General features: G+C 66.7%; 20 protein-coding genes. 10 read left to right on the top strand and 10 right to left on the bottom strand.

From position 1 onward, the window contains the following. Positions 1-2 precede the first annotated feature (2 nt). Genes IBJ82_RS34040 through IBJ82_RS34055 form a run of 4 tightly spaced genes read right to left on the bottom strand, consistent with a single transcriptional unit; the run spans position 3 to position 2,780 of the window. Entirely contained in the window at positions 3-554 is a 552-nt protein-coding gene (locus tag IBJ82_RS34040) for a hypothetical protein (RefSeq protein ID WP_062988481.1), read from the bottom strand. Further along, positions 554-781 carry a ferredoxin gene (locus IBJ82_RS34045; protein ID WP_194830101.1) on the bottom strand — a complete coding sequence of 76 codons (228 nt, stop codon included), beginning with the start codon at positions 779-781 and terminating at the stop codon, positions 554-556. Before IBJ82_RS34045 ends, IBJ82_RS34040 begins: the two co-directional genes overlap by 1 nt. Then, the gene (locus tag IBJ82_RS34050; RefSeq protein WP_194830102.1) at positions 778-1,575 is read right to left on the bottom strand and encodes an SDR family oxidoreductase; all 798 of its coding nucleotides are present in this window, start codon (positions 1,573-1,575) and stop codon (positions 778-780) included. The genes IBJ82_RS34045 and IBJ82_RS34050 overlap by 4 nt, the downstream gene beginning before the upstream one ends. Then, a complete protein-coding gene (locus tag IBJ82_RS34055) occupies positions 1,575-2,780 on the bottom strand; it encodes a cytochrome P450 (RefSeq protein WP_194830103.1) in 1,206 nt (401 codons plus the stop codon). Before IBJ82_RS34055 ends, IBJ82_RS34050 begins: the two co-directional genes overlap by 1 nt. 232 nt (positions 2,781-3,012) lie before the next feature. Between IBJ82_RS34055 and IBJ82_RS34060 the strand changes: the two genes are divergently transcribed. From IBJ82_RS34060 to IBJ82_RS34100, 9 genes are read left to right on the top strand one after another with little or no spacing between them, the layout of a single operon-like run. After that, positions 3,013-3,912: an ABC transporter permease gene (locus IBJ82_RS34060; RefSeq protein WP_194830104.1), complete on the top strand. Its 900-nt coding sequence runs from the start codon at positions 3,013-3,015 to the stop codon at positions 3,910-3,912. Further along, positions 3,912-4,775: an ABC transporter permease gene (locus IBJ82_RS34065; RefSeq protein ID WP_194830105.1), complete on the top strand. Its 864-nt coding sequence runs from the start codon at positions 3,912-3,914 to the stop codon at positions 4,773-4,775. Before IBJ82_RS34060 ends, IBJ82_RS34065 begins: the two co-directional genes overlap by 1 nt. A gap of 4 nt (positions 4,776-4,779) precedes the next feature. Then, positions 4,780-5,823: a hypothetical protein gene (locus tag IBJ82_RS34070; RefSeq protein ID WP_194830106.1), complete on the top strand. Its 1,044-nt coding sequence runs from the start codon at positions 4,780-4,782 to the stop codon at positions 5,821-5,823. Then, positions 5,823-6,821 (top strand): MlaD family protein, encoded by a 999-nt coding sequence (locus IBJ82_RS34075; RefSeq protein WP_194830107.1) that lies wholly within the window; start codon positions 5,823-5,825, stop codon positions 6,819-6,821. The genes IBJ82_RS34070 and IBJ82_RS34075 overlap by 1 nt, the downstream gene beginning before the upstream one ends. Further along, on the top strand, positions 6,809-7,813 hold the full coding sequence (locus IBJ82_RS34080) for an MlaD family protein (protein WP_370585608.1): 1,005 nt from the start codon (positions 6,809-6,811) through the stop codon (positions 7,811-7,813). Before IBJ82_RS34075 ends, IBJ82_RS34080 begins: the two co-directional genes overlap by 13 nt. Beyond that, positions 7,813-8,919 carry an MlaD family protein gene (locus IBJ82_RS34085; protein WP_194830108.1) on the top strand — a complete coding sequence of 369 codons (1,107 nt, stop codon included), beginning with the start codon at positions 7,813-7,815 and terminating at the stop codon, positions 8,917-8,919. Before IBJ82_RS34080 ends, IBJ82_RS34085 begins: the two co-directional genes overlap by 1 nt. Continuing rightward, positions 8,916-9,980 carry an MlaD family protein gene (locus tag IBJ82_RS34090; protein ID WP_194830109.1) on the top strand — a complete coding sequence of 355 codons (1,065 nt, stop codon included), beginning with the start codon at positions 8,916-8,918 and terminating at the stop codon, positions 9,978-9,980. The genes IBJ82_RS34085 and IBJ82_RS34090 overlap by 4 nt, the downstream gene beginning before the upstream one ends. Next, on the top strand, positions 9,977-10,933 hold the full coding sequence (locus IBJ82_RS34095) for an MlaD family protein (protein WP_194830110.1): 957 nt from the start codon (positions 9,977-9,979) through the stop codon (positions 10,931-10,933). The genes IBJ82_RS34090 and IBJ82_RS34095 overlap by 4 nt, the downstream gene beginning before the upstream one ends. A gap of 18 nt (positions 10,934-10,951) precedes the next feature. Further along, positions 10,952-11,527: a hypothetical protein gene (locus tag IBJ82_RS34100; protein WP_228538091.1), complete on the top strand. Its 576-nt coding sequence runs from the start codon at positions 10,952-10,954 to the stop codon at positions 11,525-11,527. Between the two features lie 5 nt (positions 11,528-11,532). On the opposite strand, the gene IBJ82_RS34105 is transcribed toward IBJ82_RS34100, so the two are convergent. Next, positions 11,533-11,679, bottom strand: coding sequence for a DUF1059 domain-containing protein (locus IBJ82_RS34105; RefSeq protein ID WP_194830111.1), 147 nt, complete (start codon positions 11,677-11,679; stop codon positions 11,533-11,535). A gap of 88 nt (positions 11,680-11,767) precedes the next feature. Between IBJ82_RS34105 and IBJ82_RS34110 the strand changes: the two genes are divergently transcribed. Then, positions 11,768-12,424 (top strand): class I SAM-dependent methyltransferase, encoded by a 657-nt coding sequence (locus IBJ82_RS34110; protein ID WP_194830112.1) that lies wholly within the window; start codon positions 11,768-11,770, stop codon positions 12,422-12,424. A gap of 6 nt (positions 12,425-12,430) precedes the next feature. Here the strand turns inward: IBJ82_RS34110 and IBJ82_RS34115 are convergent, their stop codons facing one another. Genes IBJ82_RS34115 through IBJ82_RS34135 form a run of 5 tightly spaced genes read right to left on the bottom strand, consistent with a single transcriptional unit; the run spans position 12,431 to position 18,087 of the window. Further along, the gene (locus IBJ82_RS34115) at positions 12,431-13,453 is read right to left on the bottom strand and encodes a prenyltransferase (protein ID WP_194830113.1); all 1,023 of its coding nucleotides are present in this window, start codon (positions 13,451-13,453) and stop codon (positions 12,431-12,433) included. Continuing rightward, positions 13,443-14,174 carry a bifunctional 2-polyprenyl-6-hydroxyphenol methylase/3-demethylubiquinol 3-O-methyltransferase UbiG gene (locus IBJ82_RS34120; RefSeq protein WP_194830114.1) on the bottom strand — a complete coding sequence of 244 codons (732 nt, stop codon included), beginning with the start codon at positions 14,172-14,174 and terminating at the stop codon, positions 13,443-13,445. Before IBJ82_RS34120 ends, IBJ82_RS34115 begins: the two co-directional genes overlap by 11 nt. Before the next feature lie 37 nt (positions 14,175-14,211). After that, positions 14,212-15,456, bottom strand: coding sequence for a glycosyltransferase family 4 protein (locus IBJ82_RS34125; RefSeq protein WP_194830115.1), 1,245 nt, complete (start codon positions 15,454-15,456; stop codon positions 14,212-14,214). After that, positions 15,456-16,715 (bottom strand): cytochrome P450, encoded by a 1,260-nt coding sequence (locus IBJ82_RS34130; RefSeq protein ID WP_194830116.1) that lies wholly within the window; start codon positions 16,713-16,715, stop codon positions 15,456-15,458. Before IBJ82_RS34130 ends, IBJ82_RS34125 begins: the two co-directional genes overlap by 1 nt. 19 nt (positions 16,716-16,734) lie before the next feature. Then, positions 16,735-18,087, bottom strand: a complete 1,353-nt coding sequence (locus IBJ82_RS34135; protein WP_194830117.1) for a cytochrome P450 — start codon at positions 18,085-18,087, stop codon at positions 16,735-16,737. Positions 18,088-18,125 lie beyond the last annotated feature (38 nt).

Genomic DNA, 18,125 nt, shown 5'->3' on the forward strand with positions numbered 1-18,125 from the left:
GCTCACCACAGCGAAGCGGGTGATTCGCCGACGCGGTACCAGCCGGGCAGCGGGTCACGCGAGACGGAGCGTTCGATGCGCTTGTGCATGCCCGGCGACAGCGCGTTGTCGGTGATCATGTCGAGGAACATCGCCGAGACATTGCCGAAGTCGAAGAAGTCACGCTGCCACGACCATTGGAAGTCGCCGCCGTAGCGGAACCAGCTGCCGCCGATGCCCTCGGGGGAGTAGTGGCGGCCGTCGGCGCGCTTGCCCTCGTTGATCTGCTTCCAGAAGCCGATGACGGTGCCGCTGCGCTCGTCGATGACGAACTCCTGGTACGGATAGGTCCAGCCCTCGAGGCCGAGCATTTCCTGACCGAGGGCGTAGTCGCGGATCTCGTCGCGACCGACGGACATGAACTCCTGCTTGGGACCGTAGTTCCAGCCGTAGGTCGCATCCACCGTGTACATCTCGGCGAGAGGCTTCCAGTCGCCCTTCTCCTCACACCGCTGGTTCTCCACGACCCAGCGCCGAACCATCTCGTCGAGTTCGGCCCGCTCGAAACTTGCCATCAGTCTGTGCCTTTCACGGAGGAGTCGGATTCGCCACCGTCGGCGATCGACAGAGCTTGGGTGGGGCAGTAGCGGATCGCGGCCTCGACGGCCGTGCGTTCCGCGTCGCCGGGGTTGGCGTCCACGATCTCGACCAGGCCGCGTTTGGGCACATTGAAGACCGCGGGCGCCTCGTCCTGGCAGACCCCGTGGCCCTGGCACAGATCCAGATCGACCACGATTCTCATGACCCGTCTCCGTCCGGCACCGGCCGCAGGGGCGCCTCGGGCTGCACCTCGACCAACACCATGTGGACCCCGCGTGGGACGGAGACCACCGTCGCCACCGCGTCGGCGAGATGCTGCGGCCGCAACATGTAGGGGTGGCGGGCCAGGCCCCAGTCCTTCCAGTCCCGCAGCACCGGCCCGACGATCTCGGGGGTCGAATCCATGCCCATTCCGGTCAGGGTCGGGCCCGGCCGCACCAGTGACGCGCGGATGCCGCTGCCTTCCAATTCCATGCGCAGCTGGCCGACCATCGCCTCGAGGCCGTTCTTCGCGGCGCTGTAGGCGCCGGAGCGCGGCCGGGGATTGTCGGCGCAATCGGAGCTGATCACGACCAGATCGCCGCGCCGCCGCGCGGTCATCCCCGGCAGCACCCGGTGGATGAGGCGTTGGGCGCCGACGAGGTGGACCTGCACCTGGAACAGGAATCGCTCCGGGTCCATCTCGCCCACCAGCGAGAATTCGATATCGCCCGCACCGGAGACGAGGATCTCGGTGGGGCCGTGCGTGCGCTCGGCGGCCGTCACGAACTCGTCCACGGAAGCGGCGTCGGTGACGTCGAGCCGGTGGGCGTACGCCTCGCCGCCGTCGGCGCGGATCTTGGCGGCGATTTCCTCGCACAACTCGACCCGACGCGCGCCCAGCGTCACCGGATGGCCGAGCTGGGCCAGCGCGACGGCGCTCGCGGCGCCGATGCCGGAGGAGGCACCGGCTACGAGTACGGGCCTGCGGTCGGGATGGGGTTCGAATCGGGGCACTAGCTGACCTCTACTGTGATGGGGAGTTTGGCGAAGCCACGGACGTTCGTGGAGTGCACTCGGGCGATGCCGTCGGCAGCGACGTCGAAAGCCGTGACCCGCGAGGCGAATTCGCCGAGCACGATGGTGGCCTCCAGTCGGGCCAGGTGCGCGCCGAGGCAGAAGTGCACGCCCGCACCGAAACTGGCGAGCGCGGAGCTGCTGCTGCGGTCGATGACGTAGCTGTCACCGTCGTCGAAGGCCGCCGGATCGCGGTTGGCCGAGCCGATCAGCAACAGCACCTTCGCGCCCGCCGGAATGGTGCCGCCGTGGTACTCGAGGTCGACCGCCGCGGTGCGGGCCACGATCTGGCTGGAGGTGTCGTAGCGCAGGGTTTCCTCCACCCAGTCGCTGACCAGTTCCGGCTCGGCGACGACCTTGGCGTACTCCGCGGGGTTGGCGCCCGCCCAGTAGAGCGCGTTGCCCAAAAGCTTTGTGGTGGTCTCGTTTCCGGCGACGACCATCAGGAACATGAAGCCGATGATCTCCTCGTCGGTGAGGGTGTCGTCATCGATCTCTGCGTCGAGCAGCGCCGAGGTGAGATCGTCGCTGGGTGCGGCGCGGCGCTGGGCGACCATGTCGGCGTAGTAGCCGAACAGCCGGATCGAGGCGTCGATCGCGTCGACGGGCACATCGAGCACGCCCTCTTCGCGGTGCACCACCAGATCGGCCAAGCGGCGGATCTCGGCGCGATCGGGCTCGGGCACGCCCATCAATTCCGAGATGACGTCCATCGGCAGCTTGCCCGCGACCTCGTCGATCCAGTCGAAGCTGCCGCGCGCGAGCGCCGGCTCGAGATGCTCGAGGGTGATCTCCCGGATCCGTACTTCCATCTCGGCTACGCGTTTCGGTGTGAAACCCTTGAAAACGAGCCTGCGCATCCGCATATGTCGCGGATCGTCCATTGCCAGGAACGACATCACCCGATGGGCGTGCGGGCCCCAGGCCGCCGGATCGAGAGACACGCCATTGGCGCTGGAAAGCCGATTGCTGTCCCTAAATGCCGCGAGCACATCGGAATGCCGGGAAAGCGCCCAGAAATCGAGCTCCGGATTGTGGTAAAGCGGCGCCTCGGTGCGCAATCGGTGGTAAGTCGGGTACGGGTCTTCGTGGAATCCGTAGTCATACGGGTCGAAAGTCACGGGCTCCACTGTGGCGCTGGTCATCGCGAATACCCCGGTTTCGATAGGTCGTCCCCTTCGGCGGCGGGGGCGGAGAACCCCGAGGGAGACAGGTAGCTGGACATGTGTCTGGACGGTACCATCGACACGAGTTCGGCACAACGCTTTCAGGGGCCTTGCGGGGGCTGACCGGCTGGTGGTGGCCGAGTTTCAGGCCGGTCAAATATCTGGACCAGTGTCTGGAATGTGGTCCAAATCATATGGTACCGTCACCGCCATGGCACGGGTAGACGACGAAGTTGCACCGGTCAACGGTGGTGCGACGGACGCGAGCGACACAACGGTGCAGGACGGGGAACAGGCCGGTGCCGGGCAGATAATTCGTCGAAACTTCTCCGACACTGTCCTTTCGAGTGTCGCGACTCTGGGCCGCGCTTTGCGTATCGGCGCGGCAGCGAGCTACATCGGTGTGATCGACGCTATTCGCGGGCGATTCCAGGTACACGAAACACTCACCCAAGCCTGGTTTCTGATCAGGGTCACTGCGGTACCGAGTATTTTGATGGCTATTCCGTTCGGCGTCATCGTTTCCGCGCAAGTCGGCAATATCGTGTCCGAACTCGGCGCCGATTCGATGATCGGTGCGGCGGGCGGACTCGGCGTCATCAAACAGGGTGCCCCGATGGCCACCGCCATGCTGCTCGGTGGGGCGGGCGCCGCCGCGATCGCGGCCGACCTGGGCGCACGGACCGTCCGCGAGGAGGTCGACGCACTGCGGGTGATGGGCATCGACCCGGTGCAACGCCTGGTCGTGCCACGCATCGCGGCCATGATGTTGGTCGCGCCGCTGCTCAATATCCTGATCATCTTCATCGGCGTCGGCTCGGGCTTCCTGGTCGCGGTGTCGGCGTTGAACGTCACCCCGGGCAGCTACTGGCAGTCCTTCGGCGCCTTCACCACCTCGATCGACGTGTGGGTGTCACTGGTCAAGTCGCTGATCTTCGGCTTCCTGGTCGTCGTGATCGCCTGTCAACGCGGGTTGGAAGCCAAGGGCGGACCACGCGGTGTCGCCGACGGGGTCAACGCGGCCGTGGTGATGTCGATCGCCGCGGCCGTCGTGCTGAACACCGTGATCACCCAGGTCGTCACGATGTTCTTCCCGGTGAGGATGGCCTGATGAGCGCGCCCTACTACCCCGCCGCGCTGCGGTGGATCGGCTGGCTGCGCCGCCGTGGCATTCGTCCGTTCGGCCCGATCGAGTCGATCGGGTTCGTACTCGGCTTCTGCTGGCAGGTGCTCTCGTCGGTGCCCTACACGCTCGTGCACTACCGCCGTCAGACGATCACGATGGTGACGGACATGACCTGGGGTCGCGGCTCGGTGATCATCGGCGGCGGTGTGGTGCCGCTGATGCTGTTGCTCGGCGCCGCCATGGGCGCTTCCATCGGCATCGAGGCGTTCAGTGCGCTCGACCTGTTGTCCCTCGGTCAACTCAGCGGCCTCATCTCGGCCTTCGGCGTGACCCGCGAGCTCGCGCCGATCGCGGCGGGAATCGGATTCGCGGCGCAGGCCGGGTGCCGAATGACCGCCGAGATCGGCTCCATGCGCATCTCCGAGGAGATCGACGCACTCGAATCGCTCGGTATCCGGTCGGTGCCGTTCGTCGTGACGACCCGGGTCATCGCCGGGATCTTCGCCGTCGCACCGGCATTCGTGGTCGCGTTGATCCTGAGCTACTTCTCCTGCGCCTTCATCGTCACGACCATCCACGGGACACCGTCCGGAACGTACAACCACTACTTCGAGCAGTTCGTGGTCGGCTGGGATGTCTTCGCCGCGACTGTCAAAGTGATGGTGTTCGCGGTCGCTGTCGTGCTGATCCATTGCTATCAGGGCTATTTCGCCACGGGCGGTCCCGAGGGCGTCGGCATCGGTTCCGGGCGCGCCATTCGGGCGAGCCTGGTGGCGATCATCGCGCTCGACATGGTCGCCACCATTCTGCTGTGGGGATTCCAATCCCCCGTCACGTTCACCGGGTGATGCCATGCCTGCCTATGCTCTGCCGGGTACCGAAGTCGGGCCACTGCGTGCCCGCGTACTCGGCACCCTCGCCGTCGTGCTCACGCTGGTGGGCGTGCTCGTCTGGCGGGTGGTGCCCGACAGTGAGCCCGACGACCAGATCCAGGTCGCACTGCTGGTCGGTCAGGTCGGCGAGGGCGTCGGGGAGGGCACCGATGTCCGGCTCGACGGCGTGCGCGTCGGCTCGGTCGCCACGATCGACTTCGCGGGCCGCGGCGAGCAGCGAATCGAGCTGACGCTGAGTGGTTCTCAGCTGTTCGGCCTGACGAACGCCCTGACCGTCGACTACGCGCCGGGAAACCTCTTCGGCATCAGCGCCATCGAGCTGCATTCGACGGCGGGCGGTGCGGAGTTGGTCGACGGCTCGACGGTCGACCTGACCGATCGCGAAGCTGATCGAGTCCACGACGCCACCCTCTCGGCCTTGCTGAACTCGACGGGACAGCTCACCGACGAGGTGCTGACACCGAAACTCGTCGAACTGCTCAGCACGATCTCGCGCGACCTCACGGCCTTCACGCCGCTGATGCAGGCGATCGGCACGACCGCCCGCTCCTATGCCGAGACCCGGCAGCTCCCGCCGTCGATGTTGTTCGAACAGTTCGGTTCGGCGCTGACCGGGTTGCCGCCGATGCTGACCGGCGGGCTGACGCTGCTGAACGCGGAGTACACGAACAAGTACCTGGCGGTACCCGACCAACTCCAACGCTTCGGCCAGATGTTCGAAGGCATCCAATACCAACTGCTGCCGACGGTCACCCAACTGCTCAGCACGTCCCAACAGTATTTCGGTGGAATCCTGCCCATGATCAGCCTTGTCCTCGACCGCCTTTCCGCGTCGGTCAGCACCCCGCACCGTTCGGCGGAGCAGCTGAGCGAACTACTCACTCGTCTCGACACCGCCTTTCGCGACACACCCGACGGCCCGGTGCTCACCGCCGGGGTCGAACTGGATGTGGTGCCCGGTCTGGCGGCACCGCTGGCCTCGATACTCGGAGGCGTGCGCTGATGACGACACGTTCCCTGCTGTTGCGCGTAGCCGCTGCGGTTCTGCTGATGGGTCTAATACTGGTGGGCGTCCTGCGCGTGATCGAGCGACCGATCGACGGCGAAACCGACACCTACACAGCGCTGTTCACCGATGCGAACGGTCTGCGTGCCGGCGACGACGTGCGCCTCTACGGCGTTCAGGTCGGCAAGGTGCGTGCGGTCGAACTCGACGGCGCGCTCGCTCGCGTGACTTTCATCGTCAGCAGGGATCGGCCGGTGTTCACCAACACCGTGATCGCCATCCGATACCAGAACCTCACCGGCTTCCGGTATCTGGATGTCGAGCAGCCCGAACAGCCTGCGGGACGGCGTGATCCGGCATCGGTCTTCGGCACCGCGGAGACGGTGCCCGACTTCGACATCACCCGACTGTTCAAAGGATTACAGCCGGTGCTGGCCGAACTCTCGCCCGATGATCTCAATCAGTTCGCGACCAGCATTCTCGCGGTGGTCCAGGGCGACGGGACGGGTGTCGGGCAGGCGCTGGGCGCCATCGACAAGCTCAGCCGCTATGCCTCCGATCGGCAGGCGGTGCTGTCGACGCTGGTGGCCAACCTCGCCCAGGTGGCCGATCATCTCGGCGGGAAGTCGGGCAATGCGATGACCCTGCTGACCAATCTGACCAACCTGTTCATCACCATCACCGAGAAGCTGCCCGGACTCGTCGACTTCGCGAACGGCATACCCGGTGTACTGCAACCACTTCGGAGCATGCTGACCGTCTTCGGGGTCACCGGGGAACCCGACGGGGACCTCGATGTCGCGCTACGCAGGGCCTTCCCTGATCCGTATGACGCGGTGGCCGCATTCGAGAGCATGCCCGGCCTGATTCAGGCCATGACACAGGCGATTCCACCCACCGGGCCCGACCTCACCTGCTCGCGCGGTGCTGCCGCGGCGCCCCAACCTCTGCAAGTACTCATCGCCGGACAGGGGATCGTGCTGTGTCACCGATAGCGCGCGGACGCGCCGCCGATCCGCGGGCGGGCGAATTACGCTGGGGGATAGCGGGAATGTGCGCGGCCGTGCTCTTGCTGGTCGCGATCGGCGCGGTCTATGTCACCGGAACAACCGCTGAGCGTACGTATTCCGCCGAGATGACCCAGGCGGGCTCGGTCCGCACCGGCGACGACGTGCGGCTCGCGGGAATACCCGTCGGGAAGGTAACCGCGCTGACCCTGCTGCCCGATCGGGTCAGGATGGAGTTCACCGTCGCCGAGGACGCGTTCCTCGGTGATCAGACCACCCTCGACATTCGGATGCTCACCTTCGTCGGCGGCTATTACGTGGCCGTCCTGCCCGCAGGCACGAAACCGCTCGGCGCCGCGGTGATCCCGATGGAGCGAGTCATCGTGCCCTACAACCTGACCAAGGCTTTCCAGGACGCGGTGGAGCCGGTCCGCCGGATCGACGGGAGCGTCTTCCGCCAAGACCTCGCCGCACTGTCCACCGCGATCGACAAGAGCCCGGACGCCGTGCGGTCGACGGTGCGCGCCGCCGGTGACGTGGTCGCGATCCTGGACGAGCAGAACGCCGACATCTCCCGTGCCCTGTCCATAGCCGACGAATACCTGACCGCGCTCGACGCGAACGCCGATGTGATGGCGGATCTGATCATCACCCTCGGCACGCTCGAACAGATCATCCAGACCAACAAGGTGCAGGTCGCCGAATCCCTGTACGACCTGGCAGTGATCCTGCAAGATCTCACGCCGCTCGGACGGGCGTGGGACGCGTCGATCAAAGAGCGCGCCCAGCCGCTCGCCGATGCCATCCCCGCGCTCGAGCAACTCGGTGGGCGCCTGGGCGCCCTGCTGGATGCCGTGCGCGCGTTCGAACAGCGACTGCTCCCGCTGATGCCCGCGGGCGGCGGGGTGAGTGTCGACCAGTCCGGCGCGACCATCCAACTCCCCGCTGTGTGCGTGCCGCTGCCGGGAGGTGGTTGTTGATGTTGAACAAGATCCTGGGATCGCGCGGGCTGATGTCGGCCGTGGTCGTCGTGGCGCTCGTCCTGGCCGGTGCGATCGGCCTGCGGCTGAGTTCGCCGAATCCGCCGATGCGTAGCTACTGCGCCGACATGCCGGACAGTATCGGGCTGTATGAGGGCAGCGCGGTCACGGTCATGGGGGTGCAGGTCGGAAGCGTCACCGAGATCAGCATCGAGGGTGCGGTGGCGCGCGTCGAATTCACCGTCCGCGCCGATCGCAAGCTGCCGACCGATGTCGGAGCGGTGACCGTCAGCGACACCCTGATCGCCGACCGGCGGCTGGCCCTGATCGGGGCCGAACCCGCTGGGCCGGGCTGGAATTCGAGTGCGTGCATCACCAAGACGCTGACCCCCAAAAGCCTGACGCAGACCTTCGACGCGCTCGCCGGGCTCGCCGACCAGCTCAACGGTGCGGGCGAAACCGGTCAGCAGCGCACCGCCGTCGGGGCCGGGGTCGACGCGCTCGATCGCGCGACAGCGGGGACGGGCGATCAGATCAACGAGATCATCGCCGCGTTGAGCAGGGCACTGGTCGCACCCGACGCGGCGATCGGCCACATCGGGCAACTGCTCGACGCGCTCACCGAGCTCGCCCACCGAGCCCGCGGCGGCTGGTCCCAGGTGGAGACCACGGTGAGCGGGCTGCCGCAGACGTTCAACGACATCGTCACCATCGCGTTCCCGCCGATCATCGAGATCGTCGCCGCGCTCGCCGACCTGCTGCCCCAACTCAACGACGTGATCGTGATGTTCGGGTCGCCGGCGCTGCGCGCGTTGGATTCGGTGCCGGATCTTTCGCGCATGATCGCGGCGGGCGTCGGCTCGCTCGCCGATGTCATCGCCATGGCCCCGGCCGTCGCGAGCGGCTTCGCCGGCGCCGTCGACCCGGCCAGCGGAGCACTGACCATCGGCTACGCGCCACCGAAACTCGTACTCGCCCAGCAAGACACGACCCAGGTCTGTGCGGCCGTGCAGGTCATTACCGGACAGCCTTGCCAGGCGACCGAAAGCGGTGCGATGACGATTCCTGCCCTGCCCCTGCTGCTCGGGGCGGTGAGCGCACGATGAAACGCGTTGCCCTGCTCCTGTTCACGGTGCTGCTCGCCGCCACCGGCTGTGGCTTCCAGCCCGCCGACCTGCCGGTACCGGGTTCGGGCGTCGACGGTCCGACGTATCAGCTGCGGATCGAGTTCGCCGATGTGCTCAATCTCCCACAGGGAGCCAAGGTGATCGCGGCCGGTGTCCGGGTCGGCATACTCACCGGGGTCACCCTCGTCGATCCGGTCGCCGCCACACCGGACCGTCAGGCCGTGCCGGGTTATGCCATCGCCGATGTCGCCATCGGGCAGTCGGTACGGCTCTCGGTCGGCACCACCGCCGAACTCCGCCAGGAGACTCCGCTCGGCGACGTCCACATCGCGCTGACCGAACCGGTGCAAGCGAGGCCGGGCGAACTGACGGCGGGCGCGACCATCCCACTCGCGGACACGACCCAGTCACCCCCGATCGAGGACATCCTGGCTGGACTGTCCACCTTCATCGGCAGCGGCGCGGTGACCGACTTCCAATCCATCATCCGCACCATGAACGGCGTGTTCCCCGACGATCCGCGCGACACCGCCCGTCTCGCAGGTCTTCTCGGCGCCGACATCACCGACCTCGGCGACCACCTGCACTCGGTCGACGCCCTGCTCGACGGCTTGGAGGCCACGGTCGAGGAGGGTATGCAGCAGAACCTGCCGATTCTCGACGAACTGCTGACCCCCTACGGCGTCCAACACACCACCGATGCGGTGAACGCGCAGATCCGGGTCATCTTCGTGCTGACCGCGCTCGGCCCGGTCGCGCCGAGCGCGCAGTGGCTCGGCCCACTGCTGTCCTCCCTGGACGACACCACCCGCGCCCTGGTTCCCATGCTGCTGGGCAGCCGCCCGCTCGACGCCGATTCACCGTCGAACATGAAGGCGCTCATCGACCTGATCAACAACGATCTCGTTCCCTTCGCCACCCATGGCCCGAAGGTCGACCTGGTCGATGTCACCCTCGGGCCGTCGACCGGCCCGAGCACTGCCGACGATCACACCGCCCGCATCGTCGACACCCTGCGGATGATCGGACTCCTACGATGAATCTCCGTGCGACAGTGTCGCTTTCCGCGATCGCGGCGGTCCTGGTTTTCGGTGTCGGGTACATGTCGCTCGGGGTGCTGCGGCTGGACCCGCGACTGAGCTACATCACCGCCGACATGCGGCTGGACAATTCGGGCGGGCTCGCGCCGAATTCGCCTGTCCTGCTCGCCGGTGTGCAGGTCGGGCGCACCGAGTCGGTGCGCAAACAGGCAGGCGGGGTGCTCGTTCGGCTTCGAATCGACAGCCGCTACCGGATCCCGGTGTCCAGCAACGTCCGGATCGAGCAGCTCTCGGCGCTCGGCGAGCCGTATATCGCCTTCGCACCGGAATCGGGTGCAGGCCCGTACCTCGAGGACGGTCAGGTCGTCGCGGCCGACCGGATCCACCTGCCGATGACCATCACGGCACTGTCGGCCCGACTGGTCGAGTTGCTCGAGCAGATCCATCCCGAGGCGATCGCGAACCTGGTCGACACCTTCGACCGCGCGCTCGCCGGGACGGACACGGCGATGCAGACCCTGCAGCGGTCGTCGACCCTGCTCGCGGCCACCCTGCTCAGCCGCACCGAGGCCGTTCGGCAACTGTTCGCCGATGTGCAAGCCCTCGGCGGCAACATGGAATGGCTCGGACCCTCGCTCGGCACGGCGGGTCCGCTGTTCGGCGAGTTCGGCGTGACGCTGAACGCGATCGTCGAATCGGGATCGGAGCTCGTCGAGAGTCGCCCGGTGCCCTCGTACTTCACCGGTGACGGCCTCGTGCCGTTCCTGGCCGAGCTCACCACCCTGATCGAGGAGATCGGGCCGAGCATCGCCCCGCTGGGACAGGTGCTGGGTCCGGTGGTCACCGATGCGGTGAACCGGACACCCGCCATCGACATCAGCACCCTGATCGAGCAAGCCCTGCAGAGCGTGGACGCCGACGGCACAGTGCATTTGCGCATCGGCGTCAAATAGTCGGACAAAGGACAGACCATGAGTACAGCGACCGAAGAAGCCACCACCACCGAGGCCGCCGAGCAGCCGCCGCGCACCGTATCCCTGCGACTGTCGACCGTGCTGAGCACCGCCACGATCGCGGTCCTCGTCGCCGCGGTGGTCACCTTCGCGGCGCTGTACTTCTCAGCCGAGGCGACGATCGCCGATCGCGAGGCGCGCGACGCCGACGCCAGGCACGTCGAACAGATCGCATCGGACTACGGGATCGGCGCGTCCACCATCGACTACCGCGACGTGCAGGCGTGGTTCACCCGGCTGCGAACCGGCACCACCCCGCAACTGGCCGCGAAATTCGACGCCACCGCACCGCAATTGGAGCAGATCCTGCTGCCGCTGCAGTGGACGTCGAAGGCGACCCCGCTCTCGGCGACCGTGACCTCGGAAAGCGGTGGCATCTACAAGGTCAACGCCTATCTCGATGTCGTTTCCACCAGCGCCCAGACGCCCGACGGAACGCGGACCACCGTCACCTACTCGCTCACCGTCGACCGCAATGCCGACTGGCAGATCACCGAGGTGGGTGGTCTGCAGAACGCGCTGCCGACCAAGTAGACGACTCAGTAGGCGATGAAGAGGATCTCGTCGGGGGTGTAGTCGTGTCCGGGGTGGTTTTCGGCCAGGTGCGTCTGGGTCTGCTTGATCAGGTCGTCTTCGTCGGTGCCCTTGATGGCGACGCCGCAGGGGCAGTTGAGGCGAGTCTTCATCGGTGTTCTCCTTTGGTTCCGACTATCCGAGCAGGTTTCCGGACAGTAGTCCGGATTGTATTCCAGTTCATATGTTAGCGTGGCTCGCATGGCAGCTGTAGACGAAATCTCCGCCGGTACCAGCGACCTGTTCGCACTCGCCGAACAGACCATCGGATTCATGCCGCCGGACGAGGGACACGCCCTCTACGCTGCCGCTCGCGCGTACGCGGGCGACGGAATCATCATGGAGATCGGCACCTATTGCGGCAAGTCGACCGTCTATCTCGGCGCCGCAGCCCGCGAGACCGGCGCCGCCGTGTTCACCGTCGACCACCACCGCGGCTCCGAGGAGCACCAGCCGGGCTGGGAGTACCACGACACCACCCTGGTCGACCCGGAGACCGGCGTCTTCGACACCGTGACCACGTTCCGGCGCACCATGATTCGGGCCGAGCTCACCGACACGGTGACCGCGATCATCGGCTCGTCCACCGCCGCGGCGCGCATCTGGCGGGCCCCGCTGCGGATGCTGTTCGTCGACGGCGGCCACACCGAGGAAGCCGCTCAGCGCGACTACGACAACTGGGTGCCCTGGGTGGCGGGCGGCGGGCTGCTCGCCATCCACGACGTCTTCCCCGACCCCGCCGATGGCGGCAGCGCGCCGTTCAACATCTATCGCCGTGCGCTCGACAGCGGCAAGTTCAGCGAACTCTCGGTCACCGGTTCGCTGCGCATCTTGCAGCGCACCGCCGCCTGCGGCTGAGTCGCCTCAGCGGGGGAGCGCGTCGCGGAAGATGCCGTTGCCCGCGGTGGTGCGGGTGAGGGCGTCGGCGGCGAGCACGACAGCCGCCCCGGTCCACGTGGTGCGTTCTTCCGGCCAGCGCTTGCCATCGGTGAAAACCAGTCCGGTCCAATAGGAACCGTCGAGTTCGCGCAGATGCTGCATATTGGCGAACAGGGTGGCGGCGGCAGCGGTGTCACCGATGGCGTCCAGGGCGAGCACCAGTTCACAGGTCTCGGCGCCGGTGACCCACGGTGCGTCGGAGACGCAGCGGATTCCGAGATCGCCGACGACGAATTCGTTCCAGCGCCGAGCTATCAGCTCCGTGGCCGCGACGCCGCGCACCGCACCGCCGAGGACGGGGTAGTACCAGTCCATGGAGTAGCGGCTCTTGTCCAGGAAGGCTTCCGGACGATGGCGCAGGGCGTGGCCGAGCCGGTCGCGGGCCGCCGCCCAGTCCGGGCGTGGATCGCCCACCCGCTCGGCCAGTGTCACCGCGCAGCCGAGACTGTGGAAGATGCTGGAACAGCCGGTCAGCAAGGCTTCGCCCGAGGACCCGGATTCGTTTGCCGACCAATGGATCTCGCCGTGCGCGCCCAGCTGGAGGCCGAGCACGAAGTCGATGCCGGCGCGAACCGTCGGCCACAGCTCGGCGGCGAAGCCGGTATCGCCGGTGATCGAGAGGGCGTGCAGGACGCCGGTGGCCAGGTAGGCGCAGAAGTTGGTGTCGGCGTCGTGATTCTCGATCACGCCACCGCGCACCTGCATCGGCCACGAGCCGTCGGAGCGTTGCGATTTCGCCGACCAGATGTAGGCCTCACGGGCTTCGTCCCACAGGCCGGCCACGGTCAGTGCCATCGCGGACTCGATGTGGTCCCACGGATCGGTGTGACCGCCGCTGAACCAGGGAATCGCGCCATCGGGTTCCTGTGTGGCGGCGATGGATTCGGCGGTCTGGCGGATATCCCGCGCGGAGACGACCCCGGGAACGGCCGGTAGCTCAACGGGCATCGCCGCGCACCGCCGGTTTCGTGAAGTAGAGCGCGACGGACTTGCCGACCAGCGGATTCAACACACGTTCGGCCGTGCGCGTCACGGCGGGCGCCGACATCATGTCCCACACCAGCATGCGGTGATATGCGCTCACCAGTGGGTGCTTGTCGTTGCGCACGCCGACAGCGCATTTCAGCCACCAGAAGGGTGCGTGCAGCGCGTGCGCGAAGTCTTGGTGGTGGTAGCGCAGACCGCGCGCGGTGATCTTGTCGCGCAGCTCGTCGGCGCGATAGATGCGCACGTGGCCGCCTTCGTTGGCGTGGTACTCGTCCGAGAGCGCCCAGCAGATGCGTTCGGGCAGCCAGCGCGGCACCGTGACCGCCAGCGTGCCACCGGGTTTGACCACCCGCGCCAGTTCGGCGATCACCTGCGTGTCCTGCGGGACGTGCTCGAGGATCTCCGAGGCGATGACCACGTCGAATTCCTCGTTGCCGTAGGGCAGATCGAGCGCGTCGCCGCGCACGGTCTCGGCCTTGGCATACTCCGGCGCCTCGCCGGCCGCGGCCATGGCCTCGAACATGATGTCGACATCGGCCAGGTCGGCGGCGTTCTGGTCGAACGCGACGACGTCGGCTCCGCGGCGGTAGGCCTCGAAGGAATGTCTGCCCGCGCCGCAGCCGATGTCGATCACCCGTGATCCGGGTCCGACGCCCAAGCGGTCGAAATCGACGGTCAACATGAGGCCTCCAGGTGCTGCACAGGGTCGGGCGGTGTCGTCATCGGGCGGTGCCCGGCGGGGTGGGGGAGCGGCGGGTGATCGCCTGGTCGTAGATCGCGACCGTCTGTGCGGCGACGGCCGACCAGCTGAACAGCTCGAGAACGCGAACACGACCCGCCGCGCCGAGGAGCTCGCGTCGGGAGGGGTCGGCGAGCAGCTCGCCGAGCACCCGGGTCAGCGCGTCCACATCACCCGGCTCGACCAGTTCGGCGCACTCGCCGACGACCTCGGGCAGCGCGCCCGCCCGGCTGGCGACCAGCGGCGTGCCGCTGGCCATCGCCTCGACCGCGGGCAGCGAAAACCCTTCGTACATCGACGGAATGCAGGCGAGCTCGGCCGAGGCGAGCAGTTCGGCCAACTGCTCGTCGCTCATTCCGCTGACCGGGGTGACGATATCGGCGATGCCGAGTTCGGCGATGAGCTTCTCGGTGGGGCCGTTCGGTTCCAGCTTCGCGACCAGCCGGAGCTCGACATCGCAGGTATGGCGCAGCCGGGCCACGGCTTTCAGCAGGTGTGCAATGCCTTTGAGTGGCTTGTCGGCACTGGCGACCGCGACGATCCGCCCACGCACCCTCGGTGTCTCGCGTGGCCGGAACAGTTCGGTGTCCACGCCGAGGGGAACGGTATGCAACTGTCCCGGCCGCACACCGAAGTCTTCGGCGATATCCGCGGCCGAAGACGAGGACACCGTGATCAGATCCGGAATCTGCTGTGCGACTTTCTGTTGCATGCCGAGGAAGCCGTACCAGCGTCGCACGAACAGCTTGCGCCGCCACGGCGTCGCGGCCAGATCGACCGCGCGGTCGCGAGTGATCGGATGGTGCACGGTCGCCACCAGCGGCAGCTGCTCGGCGATGTCGAGCAGGCCGTAGCCGAGGCACTGATTGTCGTGCACGACATCGAAATCCTGTGCGCGCGAGGACAATAGCCTGGCGGCGCGCAGGCTGAACGTGCGCGGTTCGGGAAACCCTGCCGTCCACATGGCGGCGAGCTCGAGCAGATCGATGCGATCGCGGATCTCGCGGGGATGCGGTGTGCGAAAGGGGTCTTCGTCGCGGTAGAGGTCCAGACTCGGAACCTCGGTGAGACGCACCCGCGGATCGAGATCCTCGGGATAGGGCTGTCCGGAGAACACCTCGACCTCGTGGCCGAGCTCGACGAGCCCCTGGCTCAGGTACCGGACATACACTCCCTGCCCGCCGCAGTGCGGCTTGCTCCGGTAGGACAGCAGTGCGATCCTCATCAGTCCCGTTCTCCCGACTCGTAGCTGACCTGCCAGTGTTTGATGCCGTTGATCCACCCAGACCGTAGTCGCTGGGGCTCCGACACCTGGGACAGATCGGGCATCACGTCGGCGATGGCGTTGAAGATCAGCTCGATTTCGAGCCGGGCCAGGTTGGCGCCGACACAGAAATGGGTGCCGGTGCCGCCGAAGGCCAGATGCGGATTGGGGTCGCGCAGGATGTCGAAGCTGAACGGGCGCTCGAAGGCATCCTCGTCGAAATTGGCTGAGCTGTAGAACAATCCGACACGTTCACCAGCGCGGATGAGTTGCCCGCCGAGCTCGGTGTCGGCGGTCGCGGTGCGCTGGAATACCGTCACCGGCGTCGCCCACCGCACGATCTCGTCGATCGCGGTCCGTGGGCGTTGCTGTTTGTAGAGCTCCCACTGATCCGGATTGTCGATGAACGCCTTCATGCCGTGGGTGATGGCGTTGCGGGTGGTCTCGTTGCCCGCCACCGCCAGCAGGATCACGAAGAACCCGAACTCGTCGGAGCCCAGCGCCTCCCCGTCGAGATCGGCGTGCACCAGTGTGCTGACGATGTCGTCGGCCGGTTCGGCGCGCCGCTGTTCGGCCATGTTCCAGGCGTAGCCGAGGATCTCCATCGCCGCGGTCGACGAGGCGTCGGTCGTGGTCGCGTCGCCGTACTCCGGATCGTCGTAGTTGAGCATCTGGTTCGACCAGTCGAACAGCTTGCGGCGGTCCTGCTGGGGGACACCGACCAGTTCGGCGATGGCTTGCAGCGGAAGCTCACACGCCACCTGCTCGACGAAATCGCCGCCGCCCGCCTCCCGCGCCGCGTGCACGATCGCCGCCGCCCGTTCGGTCAACGCCGCGCGCAACCCCTCGACCGCGCGCGGTGTGAACCCCTTGGAGATGATGCGGCGGATCTTGGTGTGCTTGGGCGGATCCATATTCAACAACAGGGCGCCGGTGAGTTCGATCTGCTCGGGAGTCACCTCACCGGGCAGCCGGATCACCGAACCCTTCTGCTGGGAGGAGAACAGCTCAGGATTGCGCGAGATCTCCTTGATGTCCTCGTGCTTGGAGATCACCCAGTAGCCGCCGTCGCGGAATCCGCCCGACTGCGCGTCGGTCTGAGCGTTCCACCAGACCGGGGCGGTGCGGCGCAGCTCGGCGAATTCCTGGACGGGGTTGCGGGATTCCCACAGTGCCGGATCGGTGAAATCGAATCCGCTGGGAATGGACGACGCTGTCACAGTGATCCTCCGCCCGCGCTCAGCGCTGCCTGCGGCGGTAACGGACGCGGCAGGGTTGCTCGAGCTGAACCACCATCTTCGAGTGATCGTTGCGGTAGGTGTCCGACGGCTGGGCGAGTTCGAACTCCCAGTCCCGCAGCAGAATCGAGAAGATCGCCTTGAGCTGCATGAGTGCGAACGGAGCTCCGACACAGCGATGCTTGCCCGCGCCGAACGGAATCCAGGTCCAGCGATTGAGGATGTCTTCCTGGCGCGGATCGAGGTAGCGCGCGGGATCGAAGGCGTCCGGGTCGGGGAAGTCCTCCGGAATCCGGTTGGAGACGGCGGGTGTGGCCGCGACCATGTCGCCCGGTGCGATCTGATGCCCGCACACCTCGAACTCCGCGCGCGCCACGCGCATGAGCACGATCAGCGGCGGATGCAACCGTAGCGACTCCTTGAGCGCGGCCTCCAGATTCGGAATCTGGCGCAGCGCATGGTGACTCACATCGGCGCCGTCCGCGTAGAGCTGGTCGAGTTCGGCGACGACACCGGCCATCGTCTCGGGGTGCCGCAGCAGCTCGATGATCGTCCAGGCCGCTGTGCCCGAGGTGGTGTGGTGGCCCGCGAACATCATCGAGATGAAGATGCCGGTGATCTCGCTGGCCGAGAACCGCAGTGCCCCGTTCTCGTCCTTCACCGAGATGAGGACATCGAGCATGTCGCGGTCGTCTTTGCCCTCGGGCGGATTCGCCTCCCGCTGATCCATGATCGCCTGCACCAGCTCGACCAGGGCGACACGCGCCGCGTCGCGCCGGGTGAAGCTCTCGATCGGCGCGTACGGATCGACGTAGGCCAGGGCGTCGGTGCCCTGCTCGAGTTCGTGATAGAGGTGCGCGAAGCGCCCGTCGAGCTGATTGCGGAACTTCACGCCGATCAGACAGGCGGAGGAGGTGTAGATGGTCAGCTCGGCGAAGAACTCGAGCAGGTCGATCTCGCCCTCGTCGTCCCACTGGGCGACCATCTGGTCCACCTCGTGGGCGATGGTGCCCGCGTGCCCACGCATGTGGTCCGCGCGCAGTGCCGAATTGTGCAGCATCTCCTTGCGGCGTTCCGGTGGTGCGTCGAAGACGACGCCCTCGCCGAAGATCGGCTTCATGAACGGGTAGGCCGCGGCTTGATCGAGATCCTCGTCGCCGGCGCGGAAGAAGAATTCATTGGCTTCGGCGCCGGACAACAGGACGACATCACGTCCCGCGAGTTCGAAAGACCCCACATCGCCGCACTCGGCTCGCACGCGCCGCATCAGCGCGATCGGGTCGGTGCGGAACTCGGCGAGGTGCCCGTGTTCCTCTTCGCCTCCGGATACGCGCTGCGGTTTGACCAGCGTCATTGGAACGTCCTTCCCGGAATACTGTCCAGACACTTGGT

The organism is Nocardia sp. XZ_19_231, from assembly GCF_015355705.1.
In the GTDB taxonomy this organism is placed as follows: Bacteria; Actinomycetota; Actinomycetes; order Mycobacteriales; family Mycobacteriaceae; genus Nocardia; species Nocardia salmonicida.

Excerpts from the sequence above, each read along its gene's own strand:
- IBJ82_RS34135 (WP_194830117.1), bottom strand. The coding sequence starts at position 18,087 with ATGACGCTGGTCAAACCGCAGCGCGTATCCGGAGGCGAAGAGGAACAC.
- IBJ82_RS34040 (WP_062988481.1), bottom strand. The coding sequence starts at position 554 with ATGGCAAGTTTCGAGCGGGCCGAACTCGACGAGATGGTTCGGCGCTGG.
- IBJ82_RS34115 (WP_194830113.1), bottom strand. The coding sequence starts at position 13,453 with ATGCCCGTTGAGCTACCGGCCGTTCCCGGGGTCGTCTCCGCGCGGGAT.
- IBJ82_RS34065 (WP_194830105.1), top strand. The coding sequence starts at position 3,912 with ATGAGCGCGCCCTACTACCCCGCCGCGCTGCGGTGGATCGGCTGGCTG.
- IBJ82_RS34055 (WP_194830103.1), bottom strand. The coding sequence starts at position 2,780 with ATGACCAGCGCCACAGTGGAGCCCGTGACTTTCGACCCGTATGACTAC.
- IBJ82_RS34105 (WP_194830111.1), bottom strand. The coding sequence starts at position 11,679 with ATGAAGACTCGCCTCAACTGCCCCTGCGGCGTCGCCATCAAGGGCACC.
- IBJ82_RS34120 (WP_194830114.1), bottom strand. The coding sequence starts at position 14,174 with ATGTTGACCGTCGATTTCGACCGCTTGGGCGTCGGACCCGGATCACGG.
- IBJ82_RS34075 (WP_194830107.1), top strand. The coding sequence starts at position 5,823 with ATGACGACACGTTCCCTGCTGTTGCGCGTAGCCGCTGCGGTTCTGCTG.
- IBJ82_RS34085 (WP_194830108.1), top strand. The coding sequence starts at position 7,813 with ATGTTGAACAAGATCCTGGGATCGCGCGGGCTGATGTCGGCCGTGGTC.
- IBJ82_RS34045 (WP_194830101.1), bottom strand. The coding sequence starts at position 781 with ATGAGAATCGTGGTCGATCTGGATCTGTGCCAGGGCCACGGGGTCTGC.
- IBJ82_RS34095 (WP_194830110.1), top strand. The coding sequence starts at position 9,977 with ATGAATCTCCGTGCGACAGTGTCGCTTTCCGCGATCGCGGCGGTCCTG.
- IBJ82_RS34070 (WP_194830106.1), top strand. The coding sequence starts at position 4,780 with ATGCCTGCCTATGCTCTGCCGGGTACCGAAGTCGGGCCACTGCGTGCC.
- IBJ82_RS34125 (WP_194830115.1), bottom strand. The coding sequence starts at position 15,456 with ATGAGGATCGCACTGCTGTCCTACCGGAGCAAGCCGCACTGCGGCGGG.
- IBJ82_RS34060 (WP_194830104.1), top strand. The coding sequence starts at position 3,013 with ATGGCACGGGTAGACGACGAAGTTGCACCGGTCAACGGTGGTGCGACG.
- IBJ82_RS34110 (WP_194830112.1), top strand. The coding sequence starts at position 11,768 with ATGGCAGCTGTAGACGAAATCTCCGCCGGTACCAGCGACCTGTTCGCA.
- IBJ82_RS34100 (WP_228538091.1), top strand. The coding sequence starts at position 10,952 with ATGAGTACAGCGACCGAAGAAGCCACCACCACCGAGGCCGCCGAGCAG.
- IBJ82_RS34090 (WP_194830109.1), top strand. The coding sequence starts at position 8,916 with ATGAAACGCGTTGCCCTGCTCCTGTTCACGGTGCTGCTCGCCGCCACC.